Annotated in this window: 23 protein-coding genes and 2 pseudogenes; 12 read left to right on the top strand and 13 right to left on the bottom strand. The window is 55.9% G+C overall.

Translation table 11 applies throughout. The features are described 5' to 3' along the window. Positions 1-119: 119 nt before the first annotated feature. A complete protein-coding gene (locus CCX46_RS23210; RefSeq protein ID WP_127929456.1) occupies positions 120-1,247 on the bottom strand; it encodes a glycerophosphodiester phosphodiesterase in 1,128 nt (375 codons plus the stop codon). Positions 1,248-1,468: 221 nt separating this feature from the next. Here CCX46_RS23210 and CCX46_RS23205 point away from each other — a divergent pair, with 221 nt between their 5' ends. After that, the gene (locus CCX46_RS23205) at positions 1,469-1,795 is read left to right on the top strand and encodes a DUF2025 family protein (RefSeq protein ID WP_064119964.1); all 327 of its coding nucleotides are present in this window, start codon (positions 1,469-1,471) and stop codon (positions 1,793-1,795) included. A gap of 125 nt (positions 1,796-1,920) precedes the next feature. Here CCX46_RS23205 and CCX46_RS23200 read toward each other — a convergent pair whose 3' ends face one another. Further along, positions 1,921-2,226, bottom strand: a complete 306-nt coding sequence (locus tag CCX46_RS23200) for an antibiotic biosynthesis monooxygenase family protein (RefSeq protein ID WP_127929455.1) — start codon at positions 2,224-2,226, stop codon at positions 1,921-1,923. Continuing rightward, a complete protein-coding gene (locus tag CCX46_RS23195) occupies positions 2,226-2,930 on the bottom strand; it encodes a CTP synthase C-terminal region-related (seleno)protein (RefSeq protein WP_127929454.1) in 705 nt (234 codons plus the stop codon). The genes CCX46_RS23200 and CCX46_RS23195 overlap by 1 nt, the downstream gene beginning before the upstream one ends. Positions 2,931-2,945: 15 nt before the next feature. On the opposite strand from CCX46_RS23195, the gene CCX46_RS23190 reads away from it, so the two are divergent. Then, positions 2,946-3,887: a LysR family transcriptional regulator gene (locus CCX46_RS23190; protein ID WP_127929453.1), complete on the top strand. Its 942-nt coding sequence runs from the start codon at positions 2,946-2,948 to the stop codon at positions 3,885-3,887. On the opposite strand, the gene CCX46_RS23185 is transcribed toward CCX46_RS23190, so the two are convergent. The 5 genes and pseudogenes from CCX46_RS23185 to CCX46_RS23170 all read right to left on the bottom strand — a co-directional run bounded on the left by CCX46_RS23185 (position 3,888) and on the right by CCX46_RS23170 (position 7,923). Next, positions 3,888-4,421, bottom strand: a complete 534-nt coding sequence (locus CCX46_RS23185; RefSeq protein ID WP_127929452.1) for a DUF1003 domain-containing protein — start codon at positions 4,419-4,421, stop codon at positions 3,888-3,890. It lies immediately after the preceding gene. 159 nt (positions 4,422-4,580) lie between these two features. Then, positions 4,581-5,018: pseudogene (locus CCX46_RS31220) on the bottom strand (methyl-accepting chemotaxis protein); the annotation flags it as partial. 108 nt (positions 5,019-5,126) lie between these two features. After that, a pseudogene (locus tag CCX46_RS31215) lies at positions 5,127-5,810 on the bottom strand (PAS domain-containing protein); the annotation flags it as partial. Positions 5,811-6,090: 280 nt separating this feature from the next. Next, a complete protein-coding gene (locus CCX46_RS23175; protein WP_127930442.1) occupies positions 6,091-7,158 on the bottom strand; it encodes a diguanylate cyclase in 1,068 nt (355 codons plus the stop codon). 156 nt (positions 7,159-7,314) lie between these two features. Further along, a complete protein-coding gene (locus CCX46_RS23170; protein WP_127929450.1) occupies positions 7,315-7,923 on the bottom strand; it encodes a TetR/AcrR family transcriptional regulator in 609 nt (202 codons plus the stop codon). 216 nt (positions 7,924-8,139) lie between these two features. Here CCX46_RS23170 and CCX46_RS23165 point away from each other — a divergent pair, with 216 nt between their 5' ends. After that, the gene (locus tag CCX46_RS23165; protein WP_127929449.1) at positions 8,140-9,195 is read left to right on the top strand and encodes an MBL fold metallo-hydrolase; all 1,056 of its coding nucleotides are present in this window, start codon (positions 8,140-8,142) and stop codon (positions 9,193-9,195) included. A gap of 21 nt (positions 9,196-9,216) precedes the next feature. Here the strand turns inward: CCX46_RS23165 and CCX46_RS23160 are convergent, their stop codons facing one another. The 3 genes from CCX46_RS23160 to CCX46_RS23150 form a co-directional block, all read right to left on the bottom strand. Beyond that, positions 9,217-9,498 (bottom strand): helix-turn-helix domain-containing protein, encoded by a 282-nt coding sequence (locus tag CCX46_RS23160; protein WP_064387601.1) that lies wholly within the window; start codon positions 9,496-9,498, stop codon positions 9,217-9,219. A 10-nt stretch (positions 9,499-9,508) separates the two neighbouring features. After that, on the bottom strand, positions 9,509-9,826 hold the full coding sequence (locus CCX46_RS23155) for an XRE family transcriptional regulator (RefSeq protein WP_127929448.1): 318 nt from the start codon (positions 9,824-9,826) through the stop codon (positions 9,509-9,511). A gap of 93 nt (positions 9,827-9,919) precedes the next feature. Next, positions 9,920-10,687, bottom strand: coding sequence for an AraC family transcriptional regulator (locus CCX46_RS23150; protein ID WP_127929447.1), 768 nt, complete (start codon positions 10,685-10,687; stop codon positions 9,920-9,922). 112 nt (positions 10,688-10,799) lie between these two features. Between CCX46_RS23150 and CCX46_RS23145 the strand changes: the two genes are divergently transcribed. The 6 genes from CCX46_RS23145 (at position 10,800) to CCX46_RS23125 (ending at position 15,713) form a co-directional block, all read left to right on the top strand. Then, positions 10,800-11,615: a sulfite exporter TauE/SafE family protein gene (locus CCX46_RS23145; protein WP_127929446.1), complete on the top strand. Its 816-nt coding sequence runs from the start codon at positions 10,800-10,802 to the stop codon at positions 11,613-11,615. Between the two features lie 77 nt (positions 11,616-11,692). After that, on the top strand, positions 11,693-12,379 hold the full coding sequence (locus CCX46_RS23140) for a DUF6933 domain-containing protein (protein WP_127929445.1): 687 nt from the start codon (positions 11,693-11,695) through the stop codon (positions 12,377-12,379). A gap of 97 nt (positions 12,380-12,476) precedes the next feature. Beyond that, a complete protein-coding gene (locus tag CCX46_RS23135) occupies positions 12,477-13,343 on the top strand; it encodes a hypothetical protein (protein WP_238704356.1) in 867 nt (288 codons plus the stop codon). Positions 13,344-13,412: 69 nt separating this feature from the next. Further along, positions 13,413-13,622, top strand: coding sequence for a hypothetical protein (locus CCX46_RS30925; RefSeq protein ID WP_238704355.1), 210 nt, complete (start codon positions 13,413-13,415; stop codon positions 13,620-13,622). 94 nt (positions 13,623-13,716) lie between these two features. Further along, positions 13,717-14,436: a DUF6933 domain-containing protein gene (locus CCX46_RS23130; protein WP_137218980.1), complete on the top strand. Its 720-nt coding sequence runs from the start codon at positions 13,717-13,719 to the stop codon at positions 14,434-14,436. Positions 14,437-14,522: 86 nt separating this feature from the next. Further along, positions 14,523-15,713, top strand: coding sequence for a hypothetical protein (locus tag CCX46_RS23125; protein ID WP_127929443.1), 1,191 nt, complete (start codon positions 14,523-14,525; stop codon positions 15,711-15,713). Positions 15,714-15,716: 3 nt separating this feature from the next. On the opposite strand, the gene CCX46_RS23120 is transcribed toward CCX46_RS23125, so the two are convergent. Continuing rightward, entirely contained in the window at positions 15,717-16,703 is a 987-nt protein-coding gene (locus CCX46_RS23120; protein WP_127929442.1) for a hypothetical protein, read from the bottom strand. A gap of 273 nt (positions 16,704-16,976) precedes the next feature. Continuing rightward, complete coding sequence (locus CCX46_RS23115) at positions 16,977-17,486, bottom strand: BRO-N domain-containing protein (RefSeq protein WP_127929441.1); 510 nt, start codon at positions 17,484-17,486, stop codon at positions 16,977-16,979. A 573-nt stretch (positions 17,487-18,059) separates the two neighbouring features. Between CCX46_RS23115 and dcm the strand changes: the two genes are divergently transcribed. The 3 genes from dcm (at position 18,060) to CCX46_RS23100 (ending at position 21,384) form a co-directional block, all read left to right on the top strand. Then, positions 18,060-19,496: a DNA (cytosine-5-)-methyltransferase gene (dcm, locus tag CCX46_RS23110; RefSeq protein ID WP_127929440.1), complete on the top strand. Its 1,437-nt coding sequence runs from the start codon at positions 18,060-18,062 to the stop codon at positions 19,494-19,496. Between the two features lie 80 nt (positions 19,497-19,576). Next, the gene (locus CCX46_RS23105; RefSeq protein WP_127929439.1) at positions 19,577-20,908 is read left to right on the top strand and encodes an MvaI/BcnI family restriction endonuclease; all 1,332 of its coding nucleotides are present in this window, start codon (positions 19,577-19,579) and stop codon (positions 20,906-20,908) included. An 11-nt stretch (positions 20,909-20,919) separates the two neighbouring features. After that, positions 20,920-21,384 carry a very short patch repair endonuclease gene (locus CCX46_RS23100; RefSeq protein WP_127929438.1) on the top strand — a complete coding sequence of 155 codons (465 nt, stop codon included), beginning with the start codon at positions 20,920-20,922 and terminating at the stop codon, positions 21,382-21,384. The last annotated feature ends 38 nt before the right edge of the window (positions 21,385-21,422 follow it).

The following is a 21,422-nucleotide window of genomic DNA, read 5'->3' as shown; positions in this document are numbered from 1 at the left end:
ACCAGCGCAACTTAACTCACCCTTAAAACCCCGCACCCAAACAAAACGGGCAAGCCATGCACCTGCACAGAACCTGTGGGAGCGTGGCTTGCCCGCGATGAAGGCGCCTCGATTTCAGATCAGAAGCCGTTGTTCTTCAACACCTGATCAACAGTGCCAGCCGCCGGGCGTTTGTAGAACTTCAACAGTTCGCTGGCGCGGTTGGTGAAGATGCCGTCGACACCCGCCGCCATGACTTTCTCGAAGTCCACCGGCTCATCGACGGTGTAGACGTGCACCAGCAGGCCCTGATCGTGGGTGTACTGGTTCATCCACGGTTGCACCAGATCCGAGTAGCTCTGGTCGCCGCCCTTGGTCAGCTTCGCCGAAGGGCCGGTGCCGATGGCACCTTGGGCCTTGGCGTAATCCACCCATTGTTTGAATTCGGCTTCGGACTTCGGTTCTTGTTTACCGTAGAAAACGTTTTTGTCCTTCTCGCCGGACTCGGCAAACGTCACCTTGGATTTCGGCTCGATGCTGCCTTCGCCGACCCACAGCAGGAGGATTTTCGGCACTTGCGGCATTTCTTTTTGCAGCAGTTCGAGGCTGTTTTTCTCGAACGTTTGCAGGATCACTTTGCCCTTGCCCTGACCCACACCCAGCGCACTTTTCGCCAGTTTCGAACCGGCCGGACTCAGCCAGCCGCGATCCTGCAGTTTCTCTTTCAGGTCTTTCTCGATCCCCGGAAACAGTTGCGGCTCTTTGGTCTCGATGTACAGGCCCGGCTTGTGCTGCGGATTGGCCTGCGCGATGTCGATGATTTCATCGAGAGTCAGAATCTTCAGCCCGGCGTAGGACGGGCGGGCGCGATCCGGGTACTTGGCGTTGAACCAACTGCCGGCGTCGAGGGTTTTCAGTTCGGCCATGGTGAACGCGGTGGCCGAGGCGTCCTTGCGCTCCGGAAACTTGCTGGCGACGTCGGTGGTGCGTTGCAGGTTGTCGTCGTGCAGGGCGAACAGCACGCCGTCCTTGCTGCGCTGCAAGTCCATTTCCAGGTAATCGGCGCCCAGATCACGCGCCAGTTTGTAGGACGCCGCCGTGGATTCCGGCGCATCGAAGGACGCGCCACGGTGAGCGATCACCGCCGGGTGCGGGATGCCGTTGGCGGCAGCGACCGCATCGGGATCGCTGTGGCTGGCGGCGTGCGCCTGACCGAGGCCGAGCAGCAGGCTCAGGACCAGGGCGCTTTTGGTGAAAGTAGCGGGCATGTTCGAGTTCCTTTCGCAGGGCATTTTCAAAGACGTATCTTTTAGCAACTGAATCGATTGCGTGCTATCGCAGGACCGACATAAACGTATTAAAAGCGATTTTTCCTGCACTTTTGTGGCGCTGTTTGCAGTACGCTTGCCCACGGCAGACGCTCCGGCAGAGGGCGCGCCGCTCAGTTGCCCTGCGTGTAAACCATCGATCATCTTTCGTGAGGTTTACCATGCGCATCACCTCCCAACTCATCTGCCAGGCCGCCGACGATCTCAAGGGATTTGTCGGCCTCAACCGTAAAACCGGTCAGTACATCGTGCGCTTCAGCGAAGATTCGTTCGGTATGGACGTGGCCGATGACGGCATTATTCCTGTGAACGAATTCGTCTGGGCACCGGCGACAGCGCAGACCATGACGCTTAAACGCGAGTTGATTCAGTTGTTGCTGGATCAGCATATCGATGACCGGATCAACATCACCGAGCCGTTGCGGGTATATATGAGCAAGGTTGAAGTGCCGGAGATTGTCGCGGTGCGTAGTCTGGTACGGGGCTGAAGTTTTTCTGTGAGGGTAAGGGCCTCTTCGCGAGCAGGCTCGCTCCCACATGGGAACCGTGGTGTTCACAAATCCCCTGTGGGAGCGAGCCTGCTCGCGAAAGCGGCCGTCAATACGCCGCCATTTTATTGCCCGAACCGATACTCACGCTCAACCCGGCACACCCGCGTATGAAACGCCGAATACCACTCCAAACGCCCACGGGCCTGAATCACCTGATGTTCAGGGTTCTGTCGCCACGCCAGAATCGCCGCTTCGCTCTGCCAATACGACACCGTAATCCCAACGCCATCCGCTCCTCGAACCGACTCCACCCCAAGAAACCCCGGCTGCTCACTGACCAACGCAGCCATGCGCTCAGCCGCCTCGGCATACCCATTGTCACCCTCGGTGCGAGTCGACGTAAAAATCACCGCAAAGCAGGCAGTCATCAACGTGCCTCCCCACAAGCTTCAACAAACGCGCGCACCAGCGGCGGCATCAACCCTTTGAGCGCCGCACGTTCCGGTTGAAACAACGTCGCGACAAAGAACCGGTGATCCTTGAGTTCGATCGCGCGTAAATCCCCTGACGAATCATGACCGACAGCATGTAGCCGATCGTTCAACAGTTGCTGTTCGAACAGCGGATTCACACCGAAGCGGCAGCGATAGCCTTCACGAATTTGCGACGTTTCGTACGCCTTGGCGATCAACGAGTCGGGCACTAGATGAATGCTGTCTACCGCTTCCACCAGCGAACAGGTCAACGGCGTGAGTACCGCGCGTTCAGCGTCGGGCGATGTTTCACCGTGTTCCGCATCCTCCCAGCCCAACACGTTGCGGGAAAACTCCAGCACCGCATGCTGAAAACCGCCGCAGGTGCCGAGGAAAGGGCGCTGCTGTTCGCGGGCAAAACGGATCGCCCGCAATGCGCCGGCTTCACTTTTGTAAGGACTGGCGGGGACGCACCAGAAACCGTCGAACCGCTCGAGCGGCGTATCGGCGTGGATTTGCTCGGTGGGCAACCATTCGAATTGCACGTTGCGGTTGAGGTGTTCGGCGACCAGCCCGAGGGCGACGGGAATGGCTTGGTGAGCGGTGACCTGCGGGTCGTAATCGCCAATCAGGGCGATACGGATGGCGCTGTTTTCCATGGGGGTTCCCTGCGCTTGTTGATTGATGGCACTCACTATAGATTGGCGTTCACGCACTCAATATGGGCGTTTCCCCAAGTGATCAATGCAGCGACGCACTATCAGCTCGACTACCCCGATCTCGCCCTGATTCTGGCCTTGGTACGAGGCGGCTCTCTGGCCCGCGCTTCGCAGCTGTTGAAGGTCGACGTGTCGACGGTGTTTCGCGCCGTGCGCCGTCTCGAAGCCGCACTCGGTCAGCAACTGTTCGAAAAAAGCCGCGCCGGCTATTTACCGACAACTCTCGCGCAGACACTGGCCGAGCAAGCCGAGCGCGCCGAACAGGCACTGGAAGCTGCTCGCATTGGTGTAGACCAGGGTGGCGAAGTGGTCAGCGGCACAGTGCGCCTGACCTGCACCGACTCGGTGTTGCAAGGTTTGCTGCTCCCGGCGCTGGCGCAGTTCATGCCCAATTACCCGGCACTGAACATTGAGCTCAGCACCTCCAACGATTTCGCCAACCTCAGTCGGCGCGACGCCGACATTGCTCTGCGCCTGACGCGTACACCGCCGGAGCATCTGGTCGGACGGCAACTGGCGAAGATTTCCTACCGGATCTGTGCCAGTACTCGCTATCTGCAGAATGTCGATGCTTCGGATCTGACGACGTTGACCTGGATCGCCCCGGACGACTTTCTCCCCGATCATCCGACGATTGCCTGGCGTCGCCAACACCTGCCCGGCGTCACCCCGCGCTATCGCTGCAACAGCATGTTGTCGGTCACCGAACTGGTCCGCGCAGGCCTCGGCGTGGCGGCGTTACCGGACTTTCTGATCACCGGCGGTTTGCAGGCGTTAAGCGAGCCGCTGCACGGTTACGACACCGCGCTGTGGCTGCTGACCCGCCCGGATTGCCGGGCCTTGCGCTCGGTGGTGACACTGTTCGATGAATTGGGGCGGGCGCTACGTTTGCCGTGATCAGCGCTGCGGATTCTGGCGCATGTGATCGTGCAACTCGCTGGTCAGGCTGGCGATGCGTTCGGTGAGGTTTTTGGTCATCTCGGTGAGGCGGGTGTTCTGCTCCAGCAGCTCAAGCAACTGCGCGGTGTTTTTCGCGGCTTGGGCCTGACGCTCGGTATTGGCCTGTGCCAACGCTTCACGGTGTTGCGCGTCGGCATCGGCTTGCGCCTTGTCGCGGGCGGCCTGACGGGTTTGTGCGAGCAGAATCAGCGGCGCGGCGTAGGCCGATTGCAGGCTGAAAGCGAGGTTCAACAGGATGAACGGGTAAACGTCGAAAGTGGTCACGCCAAACACGTTGAGGCAGACCCACAACAGCACAATCAGGGTTTGTGCGCCGAGAAACATCGGCGTGCCGAAGAACCGCGCAAACGCCTCGGCGCGCAGGGCGAACGTGTCGTTGCCGAAGGTGGTGTTGAGGTGGGCGTGGGAGCGGTGGAAGCGCAGGTGATCGACGGGAGCTGATTCCGTTGTTGCGGTTTTTTCAGTGGTCATGGTGCACTCGGCAGGGCGTGGGACGTGTAGTCACTATAGCCCTGCGTTGAGGCGACCGGCCCCTTCGCGAGCAACCTCGCTCCCACATTGGAATGCATTTCCCTGTGGGAGCGAGCCTGCTCGCGAAGGCCGCGCCGCGGTCTACTGACTCTGCATCAATTACCCTGGCACCCGCTCATTGGCAAACATGCTCACCGCATCCACCGCCTCACTGGCGCCATCACGGATCTGCAGAATCACCGTCCCCGCCTGATTCGCCAACTCGACCCCTTCAGCCGCGCGCCCCCGGGTGCCTTCCATGCTCTTGATGGCTTGCCGGGTCTCGCTCTGGATCAAACCGATCATGTTGGAAATCTCTGCGGTCGAGCCACTGGTTCGAGCCGCCAATTGCCGCACTTCGTCAGCGACCACGGCAAAACCGCGACCCTGTTCACCGGCGCGCGCTGCCTCAATCGCGGCATTCAGCGCCAACAAATTAGTCTGGTCGGCAATCGCGCGGATGGTGTTGACGATGGCGGTGATCTGCTCGGAGCGTTCACCCAGTTGCGCAATCAACGTTGAAGATTGGGCAATGTCCTCGGCGATTTCGCGCATTTCACTGGCGGCTTGCTGGATCACCTGAGTGCCTTGCTCGGCGACTTTTCGCGTCGCTACCGAGATGTGATACGCCGCGCTGGCACTGCGTGCGTCCTGCTCGTGTTGTTCGACTCGGGCGGTCACATCAGAAGCGAACTTCACCACTTTGCACAAGCGCCCGGCGGCGTCGTAAACCGGGTTGTAGTTGGCTTCGAGCCACACCGTTTGCCCACGTTTATCCACGCGTTCGAACTGCCCCTGGAAAAGCTCGCCCTGGTTCAAGCGCCGCCAGAAATCCTCATAGGCGCTGCTGTTGACCAGTGCAGGCGTGCAGAACAAACGGTGATGTTTGCCTTTCAGCTCGGCGAGGGTGTAACCCATGCGCGTCAGAAAATTCTGATTGGCCGTAAGAATGCTGCCGTCGAGGTTGAATTCGATGACCGCCATTGCCCGGTCAATCGCTTGCAACTTGGCATTGGCCTCACTTTCCTGCTGCACCTTGGCGGTCACGTCCATGGCGTACTTGACCACTTTTACCACGCGCCCCGAGGCATCCTTGATCGGGTTGTAACTGGCTTCCAGCCAGATCGGCTGGCCCTTGCTGTCGACCCGTTCAAATGTCCCGGACTGAAACTGGCCGTTTTTCAGGCGTGACCACAAATCCGTGTATTGAGCACTGCGGCCGAATTCCGGTGTGCAAAAACGCCGATGCGGTTGGCCGATCGCTTGTTCGGCGGTGTAACCCATGGTCTTGAGAAAGTTGTCATTGGCGCGCAGCACCACACCATCGAGGTCAAATTCGATCACCGCCATCGAGCGATTGATCGCGTCGAGCAGGCCGGCTTGTTCGGTGAGGGTGCGCTGAAGATCGTCGACGACGGCTTTGTGGCGATTGAAGAACATGCTCGCAGTACTCTGGAAGAGGGGAAGATCGAGGATTCAGTCCCTATTTCCGCGCTGGCAGACCGAATGCGCGGACGGCATTCGGCGGTGACTGCTCAATGCCAGCATTCCTTAACTGGCAGATGGCTACTTATACAAAACTTCATAAAGTTGTACAAGGAACTAATTATTTGTAATTTTGTATAACTTTTCAGGCGCTGGCGTTGTCTGTAGCGGCACGGCTCAAGGCCACGCTGATAGTGTTGCGGCCCGTGTGTTTGGCGGTGTAGAGCGCTTTGTCGGCATCGTCCAGCCAGTCGAGGGCATCCTTGTACAAGGGCTGATACCGCGCCAGACCGATACTCAGACCCACTCGCAAGTCTGGCACCTGCGGATGACGGTACTGCTGCAATGCCTGGCGCAACTGCTCCATCAGCGCTTCAGCCTTGTTCAGCGGCAGTGTCGGCAGGATCACACAGAACTCGTCACCGCCGTAGCGCCCGGCCAACTCGTATTGATCGAGCAGGTGCTTGAGGTCGTGACTCAATTGCCGCAGCACCGCATCGCCGACGATGTGCCCGAAGCTATCGTTGATCTCCTTGAAATGGTCGATGTCGATCAACGCCAGCGTGGCTTGGCTGTTGTGTTGGCGGCACTGCTGAAATTTTAGGTGCAGAAGGTCTTTCCAGGCACCGTGGTTGAGCAGGCCGGTCAGGCTGTCGGTACGGCTGAGGGCGCTCAGCGCGCGTTTGTGTTGGGAGAGTTTGATCGCCAGGCGATAACAGACCAGGCCCAGTGCCAGCGGATACAGGGTGAGCATCGGCAGGCAGGCCCAGACTTGCTCCTGTGTCATCGTCAGGCTGAATTGGACGCCAAAGATCATCCAGCCCAGCAATACGCCGGCGAGTTGGGCGAGGGCGCCGAACACGAACAACCGATAGCCACCGGCGGCGACGTTGTTCATGGTCATCATCGACAGGATGGTCACGGTGGTCAGCGGACTGAACTGAAAACTCGCCGCCCAGAATCCCCCGCACAGCGAGTCATACAACAGGTTGCGGCGTTCAGCCTGATACGGGAAGGCCGAGCGCATGGAAATCTGATAAGCCAGATGCGGCCAGGCGAAGCCGTTGAACAACAACAGCGCCCACAGCCAGCCGGGCATGTTCAGCGGATACAACGCCGCACCGACACTGAAGAAACCGATCCCCAGACCAATGGCCCTGGGCAGGTAAATGCGCCGGGCGAATGACAAGCCTTTGCCGCGTTGGTTTTCCATGATGCCCTGCGCGAAATTCATCCTGAAATACTTTGCAGTATTTTCTCAGGCTAACCGTTCGTCGGTCGATTGTCGGACATTGTCATTTATTCCAACGGGAATAATCAGTGTCCTTCCGAGCCATTTAATCGCTGGCTCGCGCAGGAGAACGGCTATTTAGAGCTGATAGCAGGCCAGAAACATCTCCAGCGCCGATTCGGCGACGGTGTTCTGCATGTCGACATCGAGAGCGGCACGGCCCATCGACATCTGTGGCCAGAAGCCAAAAGTTTTGAGCAGGCCTTGCACCTGGTGAGCGGCAAATTCCGGATCGACCGGTTTCAATCGGCCGTCGGCCTGCGCGGCGCGAATCCACACGGTCAGACCTTCTTCGCGCTCGCCCATGCGCTCGATCATGTTCTGCGCGCGCTCCGGCGAGTGGATGGTGGCGGCAATCGCCACCCGTGCCAGGGTCAGAAAATTCTCATCGGCCATCAACTGCACTTTGGCCTGCAGCATCTGCCGTAATTGCTCGCGCAAGGGCTGATCACGGTTATACACCACCGACTGCTCGGCGCTGATTCGTGCCCACAACTGGTTGAGAATTTCCGCGAACAGTTCTTCTTTGCTGGGGAAATGGTTGTACACCGTGCGCTTCGACACACCGGCAGTGGCCGCGATTTTGTCCATGCTGGTGATCTCGAAACCGTGGGCACGGAATTCGGCAATCGCCGCCTGGATAATGGCTTCGCGTTTACGGTCGGTGAGGCGCTGTGGAGCTGTCATAAGTACGCTTCGGCAGAGAAAAAGGTGAAATTACACTTGGCAGTTTACTTGTCATCCGCTTTCATGCAACCTAGAAACTACACCGAGCAGTGTAATGTTGCGTTAATCCTCGCAATCTAAAAACCAGACAGTTCGGCCTATGCGTGCAGCTTTGGCCATTTATCGTCCCACCGAGGAAAACCGCGAATTGCGCGGTTTTCCTGGAGTCATTCAGTCATGGCCAATCCAGTTTCGATCCCGGATAACACATCCACGCCTGAAGCCTCGCGGCAGCATCAGGGGCTGTTTCGCAACCACGCACCTGTGCAACGCGAAGGCGTACGCAAAATGCTGCGGATCATGTGGAACATGATTTTCCACAAACCGCGCAACACCCGACCCGCCGCGCCGATTCCGGTGCAAGCGTTGACCCGGGAAGAACTGCTGGCAGCGCCCAATCACAGCGTCTATCGCCTCGGTCACTCGACCTTGTTGCTGAAGCTGCGCGACAAATTCTTCATCACCGACCCGGTCTTCGCCGAGCGCGCATCGCCGGTGCAGTGGGCCGGGCCGAAACGTTTCCACCAGCCACCGATCAGCATTGACCAATTGCCGCCGATTGAAGCGGTGATCCTGTCGCACAACCATTATGACCACCTCGATTATCAGGCCGTGCTCAGACTGGCTGCCAAGACCAACCTGTTCCTGACCCCGCTGGGCGTCGGCGATACCCTGATCAAATGGGGCATCGAAGCCAGCAAAGTCCGCCAGTACGACTGGTGGCAGGGCGCAGAGATTGCCGGCATCCGTTTCGTCGCCACACCGTCGCAGCACTTTTCCGGCCGTGGCCTGTTCGATGGCAACAGCTCCCTGTGGGCGTCCTGGGTGATGATCGACGGCGACACCCGAATCTTCTTCAGCGGCGACAGCGGCTACTTCGACGGCTTCAAACGCATCGGCGAACAATACGGCCCGTTCGACCTGACCCTGATGGAAACCGGCGCCTACAACGTCGAATGGCCGCACGTACACATGCAGCCCGAAGAAACCCTGCAAGCGCACATCGACCTCAAGGGCCGCTGGCTCTTCCCCATCCACAACGGCACCTTCGACCTGGCCATGCACGCCTGGCACGAACCGTTCGACCGGATCCTGGCATTGGCGTGGGAACGCAGTATTTCCATTACCACGCCGCAGATGGGCGAGGCGTTTAACATCGCTCAACCGCAACGCGGGGAGGCGTGGTGGTTGGCGGTTGAAGGGGAGAGTGAGGGTGTGGTGCAGAACGCCTGATCAGATGAAGACGGTTCGCGCCTAAGGGGGCGAACCGGTTGCTCCAGAAACAAGCCCTGAAATCTTACGGCTGTAATCAGCCATAGTAGTAACCGACACTTCTCGAAATTTTCCACGAAGTAATTGCTGCAGGTTCTCCAGAGGTATTCCCAGTCTTTGTGCGGCTTCAGATTCGCTTATGTCGGTGGACTCGATGAGCGAGATCAATTTGGTCGCGTACTCGGACTTGAGCAGCATCTCGCCTGCATGCTCAAGCTCTAAATCTTGATAAACATTGCCTGTGCTTTCTTCGATCTCGCTCATGTTTTTATCCTTACTCAGCCATCGCAAAATCCCCACGCCCCATCGCTTCCGACGACACGCCCTGAACACTCACACTACGCCCCGGTGCAAACCCGGGAAAGAACACCAGCCCCTGCGCCTCGAACCGGTAAGCCAACGCCAGTCGCGCGGCATCCGCCACATCCTGCTGCGCTTCAAAGCGTTGAATGTCTTCAACCGAAACCTCAGCCTCCCGCGAGAGCTGTTCCGCGCTCCAGCCCAGCATCGCTCGGGCCTGGACGCAGTGCGTCGGGGTGAACTGGAAAAGGGCAATGCGTTCGAGGATGTGGTTCATCGCAAGAGAGGCCATGGTGTGCTCCGGGCTCAAGAGTGCTGATTGAAAATGTACTGTGTTTTTGTACAGTTGTTTTCGGCCGGGATCAAACGCATTTTTTGATTTGCGCTAATTCGCCGCCTCCAACCAGACGGACGGTGCCTGCCCGAGGATCCGCCGGAACATCGTCGAGAACGCCGCCGGGCTTTCATAACCGAAGTCCAGCGCGATTCGTGTCACCGCTTCACCCGAGGCCAAACGTGCCAGCGCCAGAACCACGCAGGCCTGCTGCCGCCATTGCCTGAAGCTCAATCCGGTCTGTTGCCGAAACATCCTGTTGAAGGTGCGCAAGCTTATGTGTAACTGCTCGGCCCACTGCTGTGGAGATTGATGGGCGTACGGCTGATGCAGAAAGGTCTGACACAGAGACAGGAGCTTTCCGTCAGTCGGTAGCGGAATGTGCAACGGCAGCGGCGCACTGCGCGTCAGTTCATGCAGCAACAGATCCATCAGTACTCCATCGCGCCCGTCCAGGTCGTAGGCCAGTGGCACCTCCACCGCCTCCATCAGCAAATGCCGCATCAACGGCGACACGCTGATCACCTGACAGCGCTCGCCCAAATCCACTGTGCCCGGCTCGATATACACACTGCGAGTACTGACCCCGAGCATCACCACCTCATGCGCCACCCCCGGCGGAATCCACACCGCCCGCTGCGGCGGCACCACCCAGTTGCCGTCATGGGTGCTGACCTGCATCACCCCGGTCGCGCCGTACAACAACTGCGCCCGCCGATGCGTGTGAAAAGGCAGCAAGTGACCGTGGGAATAATCCGTACCGATCGCCACCACCGCGCGCGGCGTGTCATCCAGCAGATTGATCGAAACATTGCGCATCAGGCGTTTTCCGGTGATTGGCGTAAACGCAAACATTATTGGCTGACTTGCTGAAGCAGGCCAAGCGCTGCCGCTCTATCGTCGACCGCTCTCCCACCACGGACGCCTCGACATGTTCTATTTACTGCTGACCCTCTTCGGCTGCCTGACCGGCATCACCGCCGTGCTGTTCGGCTTCGGCGGCGGCTTCGTCGTGGTGCCGCTGCTGTATCGTCTGCTCACCGCGAGCCACGGCGCCGACGACCCGATCGGCCAGTCAGCGATGCACATCGCCGTCGCCACTTCGACCTGCGTGATGATCGTCAACGCCCTGATCGCCACCGACAAACACCGCCGCGCCGGCAACCTGATCCGGCATTACCTGTGGCCGTTGGGAGGGTTTATCGGCGTGGGTGCGGTCGTTGGCGCAATAGCGGCGGTGTGGGTCAGCGGCGACGTGATTCGCTACGCGTTCATCGGCTATCTCGGCGTGACCATCATTGATTGCCTGCTGCGACGCGGTTTTCTCACTCAGAACGCAGACGTCATCCCACGCCGACTTGGCGCTATGGAAACTTCCGCAGGCGGTGTAGGCATCGGCGCCATTGCGACGTTTCTCGGTGTAGGAGGCAGCGTCATGACCGTGCCGCTGTTGCGCCGTTGTGGATTGAGCATGTCGCAAGCGACGTCCATGGCCAACCCGTTGAGTGTGCCGGTGGCGTTGGCCGGGACGCTGACGTACATGGCGTTAGCCGGGTTCAGCCAGGCCGAATTGGGGACTTGGTTTGTCGGGTATGTGGATTTGCTGGCGTTTGCGCTGCTGACGGTTGGCTCGCTCATCGGGATTCGATTGGCCGCGCCATGGATTGGGCGGATCCCGGATCGGGTGCATGCCTGGGTTTATATCGGGTTGCTGATTATTGTGCTGCTGTGCATTTCGCTTAAATGAACCATTGCCAGGCTACAGCGGAAGAAATCAAAATCGGTAATTGAGCGCCGTCCTCCAGCAACTACGAGAGAACCCGGATGTTGATCTTCAATTGCACCGAAGCCGCCAGCAAATTCTTCAGCCGTGTCCACAAGGGCAAAAAGATCACGCCGGTGGACGCTAAACCCCCGACCGCAGTGATCGAAGATGATGAACCGGGCAACTCCAACGAGCAGTGGCTCGTGCACGCAATCACCGTGCAACGCAAACACGTGTTGCTCGTCATTCATGTGCAAACCCGTTATTGCATGATCCTCGCCGATGCCAAAAAGGCCGATGCTGAAGGGTTTGTCGCAGGATTTGTCGAACGCTGGCGCGAAGGCTTGCTACGCGACGCGATCAACCATGACTTCATGCAATGGGCTGACGCGGGAATCCTGTCGGATCGTTTTGAAGAAGCCTGCGCAGAACATCGGTTCTATCGTCGCAGCCATCGCGGTGCACAACAGCACATTGAGCAAATCGCCTGGTTTTTTCAGGACTGTGCCGCCGAGTGGGGTTGTTTGCCGCAGGGCGAACGTGCGGCCATCGGGTTCGATGCGCAGATGAACAGTCGACTCAGAAACAGCAAAGGGCGCAAGGATTACTTCAGGCCAGATGAAGAAATGATCGCCCACTGGCTGCGTCAATATTGCGCTGTCGACGAGGCTGGCATCCAGGCTGCGCTGGAGCGACGCAAACAGGCAGAGCGAGAGATCCAAGCGTTTCAGAGTGGGCTGCAATAGCCTGAAAGTCACTGCGGGCCTCGCATGCCCGGGTTGCTCTCGCCATCATTCGTAACGTTCTCTTCCGGGCAAACGCCCAGTCACTCAAGGATGAAAGATGTATCGCGGACTGTTGCGAATCTCCGGCATGTTGATGCTCATCGGTTTAGTGCTCTCAACCCGGATATGGGCCGACGACAACAAGCAGGTGTATACCGGCACCCTCGGCAAAGCCGCGATCGTTGTGGAAATCGACACTCGCTACAGCGAGGGTCGTTACTTCTACAAAAAATACCGAAAAGACTTGGCGCTGGACATCAGCAAAGAAGACGATGCGCTGGTGATGGCCGAAGGCGCGGCGATGGATGGCCATTCGCGCCCGACTCTGCGCTTGCAGCCAAAACTCGACGGCTGGAGCGGCGAATGGAGCAACCCGGACGGGAAGATCCTGAAGGTCGAATTACAGCCCGCCAAGCTCCCCGATGTTCCCGTCGGTGCCTTGCCGTATTTCACCGAACTGCATGACAAGAACCCGTACGAGTACCTACGGTTGCAGGGTCTGCAACTTGTAAAAGGCAAAACCGAAACCTTCATGGGCTACACGCTGCAATGGTGGAGCGAGGCGAAGTCGGGGGCTTCGCTGTTTGAAGTGGTATCGGGTTATTCGCCGCAAGCGCGGGAGCGCATCAATCAATATTTAATGGCACGCTTGTGGGGCGAGGTAGACGCACACTTCAGCTGTGCGGGGAGTTACTCGCAATCCAGTCAGCCGCTATGGTTGTCGTCTTCGGTGATGAGTGCGCGCATTTCTACCGAATATTATTGTGGCGGTGCCTATCCGGATCAGAACAATGAATCGCTCAACTTTGATGCGCAAACAGGGAAGTTGCTGACCCTTGAGGATGTTCTGTGGGTGGGGCAGGGCAAGCCCTTTCATTATGTGGAGGGATTGGAAGGCGCCTCTACTGTGTCCTCCGCTGACTAATACAACTACCGCTCCAAAGAATTCTCACCCTGGCTCGTCGCGCAGCTACTAAAGCTTTATTCCAGGGAAATGACCGTCGTTGCGGAAGGCGAAAACGAATGCGGGTACGACGAGCAAGAACCTTGGGCATTCCCATCGTGGTACTTCAGCGCAAACGGCATCACCGTCACGCCGTCGTATCCACATGTCGCCGCCGTGTGCGGATACGTCGAGTGGGGCGTGCTGCCTTATGACCTGATCAAACAGCACCCCGGCGGCGTTCCATTGCAATTGCCCTGAGTAAAACTGGATTAGTGCGTCGAAGGGGGTTGGAATCAGTCAGCGTGTTCGCAAGAATATGTTTCTTTTCTGTAGAAATCACATGGGGCCTAGCATGCTGATCTTTAACTGCACCGAAGCCGCCAGCAAATTCTTCAGCCGTGTCCACAAGGGCAAAAAGATCACGCCGGTGGATGCTAAACCGCCGTCCGCAATCATTGAAGATGATGAGCTGAGCGGCGCTGACGAGCAGTGGCTGGTGCACGCGATAACGGTACAACGCAAGCATGTGTTGCTGGTCATTCACGTCCAGACCCGCTATTGCCTGATTTTCGCTGATGCGAAAAAGGCTGACACAGAAGACTTTGTTGATCGATTTGTGGATCGTTGGGTCAAGGGGATAGTGATCAACGCACATCATCATGACCTCGGGCAGTGGCTTAACCCTGAGTTGATGTTGGCGCGGCTGAAACAGACTTGTGAGCATCAACGGTTCTATCGACGTAGCCATCGCAGCGCGCAAAAACACATTGATGAGATTGCATGGATGTTTCAGGACAAGGTCGCCCATACGGGATCTTTGCCGCCGGATGAAATCACTGCGATGGTTTTTGACGAGCAAATGAATGACACGCCCAGGAACAGCAAGGGCGCCAAGTCTTACTACTTTCCGGATGAGGAAATGGCGCTTCACTGGCTGCGTCACTACTGCTTTCTCGATGACGTCCAGCTTCATACTGCCAAGGAACGTCGCCAACAAATGGCTCGGGAAATTGCGGCCCTTGAGCACGAAGCCTGGCTTAAAAAGTACGAGCAAGAAAACTCGAATAGTTAAGCGGCCCCCGCCATAATCCGCAGCGTATTTTTCAGCGCCGGCGCCTGTGTGCCGACGCGTTCTCCGACTCCTTCAAGGATTGATTCATGCTCAAGGGACTGATGCGCCTGGCGCCATATGCCGCGGCGCTGTTCACACTGATTTCCACTGCCCATGCCGAAGATGGCCGGCGCGTATTTACCGGTACGCTGGGTAAGACACCGATTGTCGTGGAGCTCAACACCACGCAGCCGGACGAAGTGACTGGTCGCTATTTCTACGAGAAGTATCATCGCGATTTACCTCTCAGCGGTTTGTTTCAGGGCAGCACACTGAGCCTGACCGAGGGCAACAATCGTTACGGTGATGAAAAGCCGCTGCCAACGTTGAAGCTGGAAGAGAACGGCGACGGCTGGCAGGGCGAGTGGCAAAGTCCGAAGGGCAAGAAGTTGCCGGTGAAACTTGCCGAAGCCAAAACTCCAACGCCAACCGCTAACACGCTGCCAATCATCGCCGCGCTACCGAGCGGCGAGTTGTATGAATACTTGCGCGTGCAGGGGCTCAATCTCAAAGCCACGAAGAAAGAAACCTTCATGGGCTACACCCTGCAATGGTGGACGGAGCCCGACTCGAAAATTGCCCTGTTCAGTGTGGAATCCGGGTTGCCGAAAGATGATCTGCAACGGGTCAATCAGCAATTGCTGGGACGGCTCTGGCTTGAAGTCATCCGTTATCACAGGTGCCAATTGAGTGGCGGAGAGAACGTCGATTTCATGCAACAGGCAGAACCGAAAATGATCTCGCCAGCCGTGGTCAGCCTGAACATCTCGACCAGCTATTACTGCGGCGGCGCGCATCCTGATTTTGGCGATTCACCCCTCAACATTGATGTAAAAACCGGCCACCCATTGTCACTCGAAGATGTCTTTTGGGTAGGTAAGGGCACGCCGATTTTGCATGCCGAGCGCGACAGCCTGGGCGACAAACCGCTGAGCGAGGCCGAAAGTAACGCGCGCTATCAGTACGTAAGCAAAGAGTTGGTACCTTGGGTAATCAAGCAATTCACCGCGCTGTACCCCACAGAAATGAAGGCACCGACGGGAGATGACGACTGCAACTTCCAGGATGAGAGCATCTGGGGCACTTCACCTTGGTACTTCACCGAGAAGGGCTTGTACCTCGGCGCCTACTTCGCTCGCGTACAACGCTCTTGCGATAGACCCGACTGGTCGATCCTGCCGTACTCCCTCGTCAAACAACACCCCGGCGCCGTCAACCTACAACTGCCCCAAGGCTAACCGTCACTCCAGACCCGGCGCTTCACGAATAATGAAGTGATCCAGGTTCTCGATATTGGCATTGAAGACCTCGAAAGGCTTTTCGGGGTTCTTCTTGCCAGGCACCTGCTTCAACTCCGGCGTCACCCCATAGAAGAAACAGAACAACGCCTTGTCGCTATCCACCGCGTGCTTGATCTCCTCCAGAAACGCCTTGCGCTTGCGGTAGTTGTCTATCAGCTTCTTGTTCAGATAAACACTGACCGGATACGGCTTTTTCTTACTGTCCTCCGGCTTCTTGAACCAGACCTTGTCCTCGAAATCGATACGAAAACTGGCACTGTGGAAGTCCTCGATCTTCTTGATCCGCCCCCAGTAAATCAGCCCCTTGTTGTCCGTCAGATACTCGATCTTCTTGAAGAACGAACTGTACGGCGCCGAATGCTCGCCGACCTTCAACGGCATCCGCTTGAGCAACTCCTTGTCCGCGAAGTTGGAAACGAAACACTCCACCGGATGCGCAAACACACTGGTCTTGTCCGGTGCCGACTCACGACTCGCCGACTCTTTACCACTGTCCGCCGCCACCCGCACCGGATCATCCCGCAACACATCCGCCGCCCCCGCTGGCGCGACAGGCTTGCGCACATACTCACGCCGGGTCAGCAACAACTCTGATGGGAAGTGTTCCTCACGCCCGTCATCCACCTCACCATCCGCCGTCTCAACACCAGACGCTGAAGCCTTCAAACTCACATACGGACAACCCACCACATGCTGCGTCGTGGGCAGATTCTTGAAGTGCGGCGTGCGCACGTAATTCACGTTCTTGGCGTTGAACGTGCCCAACTCGTTGGAAGCCTCGAACGCCGAACGACAGGCATCGTTGGGGCACTGGAAGTGTTCATTCGCAGAGTCAAACGCCACCGTCTCATCGAAATTGAGATCGCGAACATCATAGATCGACAACTTGTCGTCGAGGCTGAGGCAGTAGGCGAGATCGAATTTCATGGTGGGGCTCGGATCCTTGAGTGGGGGAGGGGTATTAATAGCGGGAGGCGGCGCGGGTTGCACTGATTGTTTTCAGGATGATGCGGGATTTGTGGGAGCCAGCCTGTTGGCGATTCTTGGCATCAACCAGATTTCAATGCTCACACCGCCATTGCAGGCTACGCATCTCCCTGTGGCGAGGGAGCTTGCTCCCGCTGGGCTGCGGAACAGTCCCAAGCATTTTGAGGCAAAAAAATCCGCTGCTTGAACCTCAAACAGCGGATCTTGAAACCCTCAGCAACCACGCAACGATCGCGAAGCCCTACGCCACCAGGATTCCTGCCGATTGAACTGATCCTCCGCCAGCAAACAAGGCATATCCCGCAAACGAATCCACGGCTCGTCCTGCCAGTGCAACGTACTCAGCGACATCTGCGGCCAGCTCAAAACACTCAACGTCGGACGCTCAACCGAGCGCGCCGGACGAGCATCACGCAGAGCAGGTACAACCTGATGCGTCAGCCATTCACGAAGCTGCCGATGCTCAGGACAGTAGTGATAGATCAGCAGTGCATACACGCCGGACTCACTCACCATCATGTGGTCCTCAGCCTCGTCATAAGTCTCCACGCGCATCATCTGCTGCTGATCAGCGTCGAGTTTACGCAATTGGCGCTCATCTAGATGCTTGCCCATCAAACGGCCCAGCTCATGGACACAGAACCACGCTTGATTCTCAACCAGAAGGGCGTGCAGGTGGGTTTTGTTGCGGGTGAAACGAGTAGGAAGAAGTGGTTCAGACATGGCATGCCTCCTGATCAAGAGGCACGGGATTCGAACGGCGGGTACAGCGATTCACCTTCATCATGAAGGTTTGATATCCAGGCATTTCCATTTACCTCTGGCTGCTTTCTTAGGGCATTCGTTAGGGTGTCGGGAGCTAAGAAACCCACCAGAGACGGGCCGGACATATTCCCCTTTCGGGTCTTGTATTCGCCCACTCCCGACATAACGGGATTTTTCGCAGGCGTAGAGAAACCGCAGACGAAAAAAAGCCGCATGACTGTCGGGTGCGGAGAACCGCTCTGGTTTGTAGAGTTTCTTAGGCTCGGAGCTGAGGGTAGGGGCATCAGGGATGGTCGTCAACCAGCGACTTTTCCTACCGTTCCCGAGGCGAAAGGAAACCTGGACAAAGACGCAGAGTAAATTATGCTGTGTTTATATCCAGTATTTGATCGCCATCGAATCCCGCAGCTCCCACATCCGTGTAGCCATGACTCATCTCACGGAATCCAGGAAATTTCATTTACTTTGAAGTTTTGCGGGCTAGAATGGTGACCATTCGTCACAGCTTTGACCCAGAGGAATTTCGGGCTCATGAATCTTTTTGAAACTCCGTCTTTTGAATCCTTGAGCGAAACAACCTCGGGTTCTTACGAGCCTGATACCCATCCTGTGACCGACTTGGCGCTGCTGAACAAGCTCTTGGAGATTTACGACCAAGGGCAGCTGGCCGAAATTCTCAACGACGTTAGCCCGAGCCACTGGTGCCGAGAAACCATCAATCGCTGGATCAAGGGCAAGGCCTCGCCGAAGCTCTCCCATATTGAGTTCACTCGTCTCAAGGATCTTTTGCCCAAGCGTTTGAACCACAAACCTTCATTCACCTTTATCGATCTCTTTGCCGGCATTGGTGGTATCAGGAAAGGGTTTGAAGCCATCGGTGGCGAGTGCTTGTTCACATCCGAATGGAACAAGTACGCCGTTAAAACGTACAAAGCGAACCACTATTGCGATCCTGCCCGTCATCGCTTCAATCTCGATATCCGCTCGGTCACGCTTTCAGACAAGCCAGAAATCAGTGACGAAGAAGCCTACAAGAACATCGATCGCGAAATTCCTGATCACGATGTTCTGTTGGCAGGTTTCCCATGCCAGCCGTTTTCTCTTGCAGGTGTTTCCAAGAAGAACTCCTTAGGGCGTAAGCACGGTTTCGAGTGCGAGACCCAAGGCACTCTGTTTTTCGACGTGGCGCGGATAATTGCCGCGAAACGCCCGGCCGCATTTTTGCTGGAAAACGTGAAAAACCTGAAAAGCCATGACAAGGGCAATACGTTCCGGATCATCTGCGAAGCGTTGGATGAATTGGGCTATGAGGTCGCAGATGTAAATGCACCAAAAGGCTCAGACCCCAAAGTAATTGATGCCAGACACTTCGTGCCGCAGCATCGTGAGCGCATCGTCCTGGTCGGTTTCCGCCGCGACTTGAACGTTCACCAAGGATTCACCCTGCGTGACATCAGCAAGCACATACCAAAGCAGCGACCTAGCTTCGGTGATCTGCTCGATAAGGATGTGGACGAAAAATACATCCTTACTCCGAAGCTCTGGGATTACCTCTACCGATATGCCGAGAAACATCGCGAAAAGGGTAATGGTTTTGGCTTTGGTCTTACCCGTCCAAACGATGTTGCTCGTACGCTTTCGGCGAGATATCACAAAGATGGTTCGGAAATCCTGGTTGACCGTGGTTTTGTGGACACCCTGGACTTTAACAGTGAATTGAATCAGCTCAATCGCCCGCGCCGACTGACTCCGCATGAGTGCTCGCGCCTGATGGGTTTTGACAAGCCGGGGGAAAGCAAATTTGTGATTCCTGTCTCCGATACCCAAGCGTATCGACAGTTTGGGAACTCGGTTGCGGTCCCCGTTTTTGAGGCTGTTGCGACGCTTATGAAGGACCGAATTCTTGCAGCAAAAGCCAAAATTTCTGATGCAGAACAACCACAATTAGAAATTGCTCTTGCCAATTAGCACTACCTTGGTGTTATTTAGCTACTACTGAGAACGGAGCGGCCACGCCGCTTCGATGTAGGCTAAATCCAGGAGCTGTCGTGTCAGGAGCTAATGAGTCACCTTTGGAATATGTGTCAAGGGTGATGCGTCGCCTCGGAGCAAGGCGCGTTGTCTTTAAGTTGTTGGCAAACAACGACAATTCGAAGCAGCAAATTTACTTTGGAAGTGATTTTGATGTTTTGCGGTTGATCCCCCATGGAGACCTTGTGGGAGAGACTACTAAGGATAAGGGGTTGATGTATAAGGCTTCCCTGAAGCTTAGCTGGATTGATATTGAATCTGACGCCCCTCCTTCGCCCGCTCCCGGCGCACAATTAATTTTCTATCCTCGTTACCCAGAAGTGAGAATGTCTGGGTTTCTTCGCGGTTCTGCTCTAGCACCATCCAAGCTGATGCGGCCTCCGACGCCTGAAGAAAGGTCCTTGCGCGAAAGATCTCAGCGCTGTCTCGTCTTGGGTATCTGTGATGATGACACCATCCTTGCCTACTCTGGTGTTTGGGATGGAAGACTTGCCCGTGATGCTAATGCACGAATAGTCAGCGGAAAAATATCTAAAGTAGCTACTGTCTTTTATGAGCTTGAGCGACCGGTGCAGCAAGGACGCATACTTCTTTTGGAGAAGTTATCGGAAATATACCATGGAGGTTTTATCCGGTCTGGGCGTCTAAATTCGGCTGGAACCCTCGTTGAATATCACGCAAAAAATGGCGCGGGATACACGCTCGAAAGTTTGTTTGGAATTGTCCCCAATGGAAGGTCGGAGCCAGATTTTCATGAGTGGGAGCTAAAGTCGCATCGCTCTGGTGCGGTGACTTTAATGACGCCAGAGCCTGATTCTGGAACCTACAGAGCTAACTTAAAAAAGTTTCTCCTAGAATATGGAAATTGTACTGACGCTCGTCGAGATTTTACTGGCCGACATCTCATTGGCATTCCGAATGCACGTAGTGGCTTGATACTTCGAATGGAGGGATACGATTCGGAAAATAATGAAGTTCTTGATCCAAATGGTGGCCTCACTATGCGGAACGCGAAAGGTGAAGTAGCCTTGGCTTGGACGTTTAACAAGATTCTTACACACTGGTCTAGAAAGCATGCACAAACTGCGTATGTTGCGTACAAAGTCGAAGCTAGAGATGTAAATTATTATCAGTTTGGACCAGAGGTTTTTTTATGCAGTGGAGCTGATTTGGGGACGTTTCTAAAATCTATGTATGAGGGTGTGGTTTATCATGATCCTGGGATAAATATGAAGCTTGTCGATGGTGAGTGGAAATCAAAAAAGCGTAATCAGTTTAGAGTTGCTTGGAAAAATATCGGAGATTTATATGAGGTGAGTGAGAGAGTGTTACTTTCAGACTTTAATTGAGCTCAATTTATATGGTTGATATTGTTGATATTGCCACGCGATCCAGAATGATGGCAAGCATAAGAGCTGAGGGCACGAAGCCCGAAATGACTGTACGCCGTTTTCTTCATGGACATGGCTTTAGATTCAGATTGCATCGAAAAGACTTGCCGGGTAGGCCCGATATAGTATTGCCGAAATATAATCTTGCGGTATTTGTTCATGGGTGTTTTTGGCATAGGCACGCAAACTGTTTTTATGCTTCGACCCCAAGGACAAGAAAAGAATTTTGGGAGGATAAGCTGGAGAGAAATGTGGCGAGGGATATGAATAATGTTAAATTTTTATTAAGCCTCGGCTGGAGAGTGTTGGTTATTTGGGAATGTGGGCTAAAAAATTTGCAGAGTGAGTTGATTTTGGTTTTGCCGTTTATTAAGTCAGACTCTTTGTTTTTGGAGTGGCCCGCCTTTGCGCATAGAGCAAAGCCTCTTGTTTGAAAATTGGGACGTTGGCTGCAGTAAAAAAATATTATTGC

Origin of the sequence: Pseudomonas sp. RU47 (assembly GCF_004011755.1) — a bacterium.
Taxonomy (GTDB): domain Bacteria; phylum Pseudomonadota; class Gammaproteobacteria; order Pseudomonadales; family Pseudomonadaceae; genus Aquipseudomonas.
This window is presented reverse-complemented; position numbering and strand designations above follow the sequence as displayed.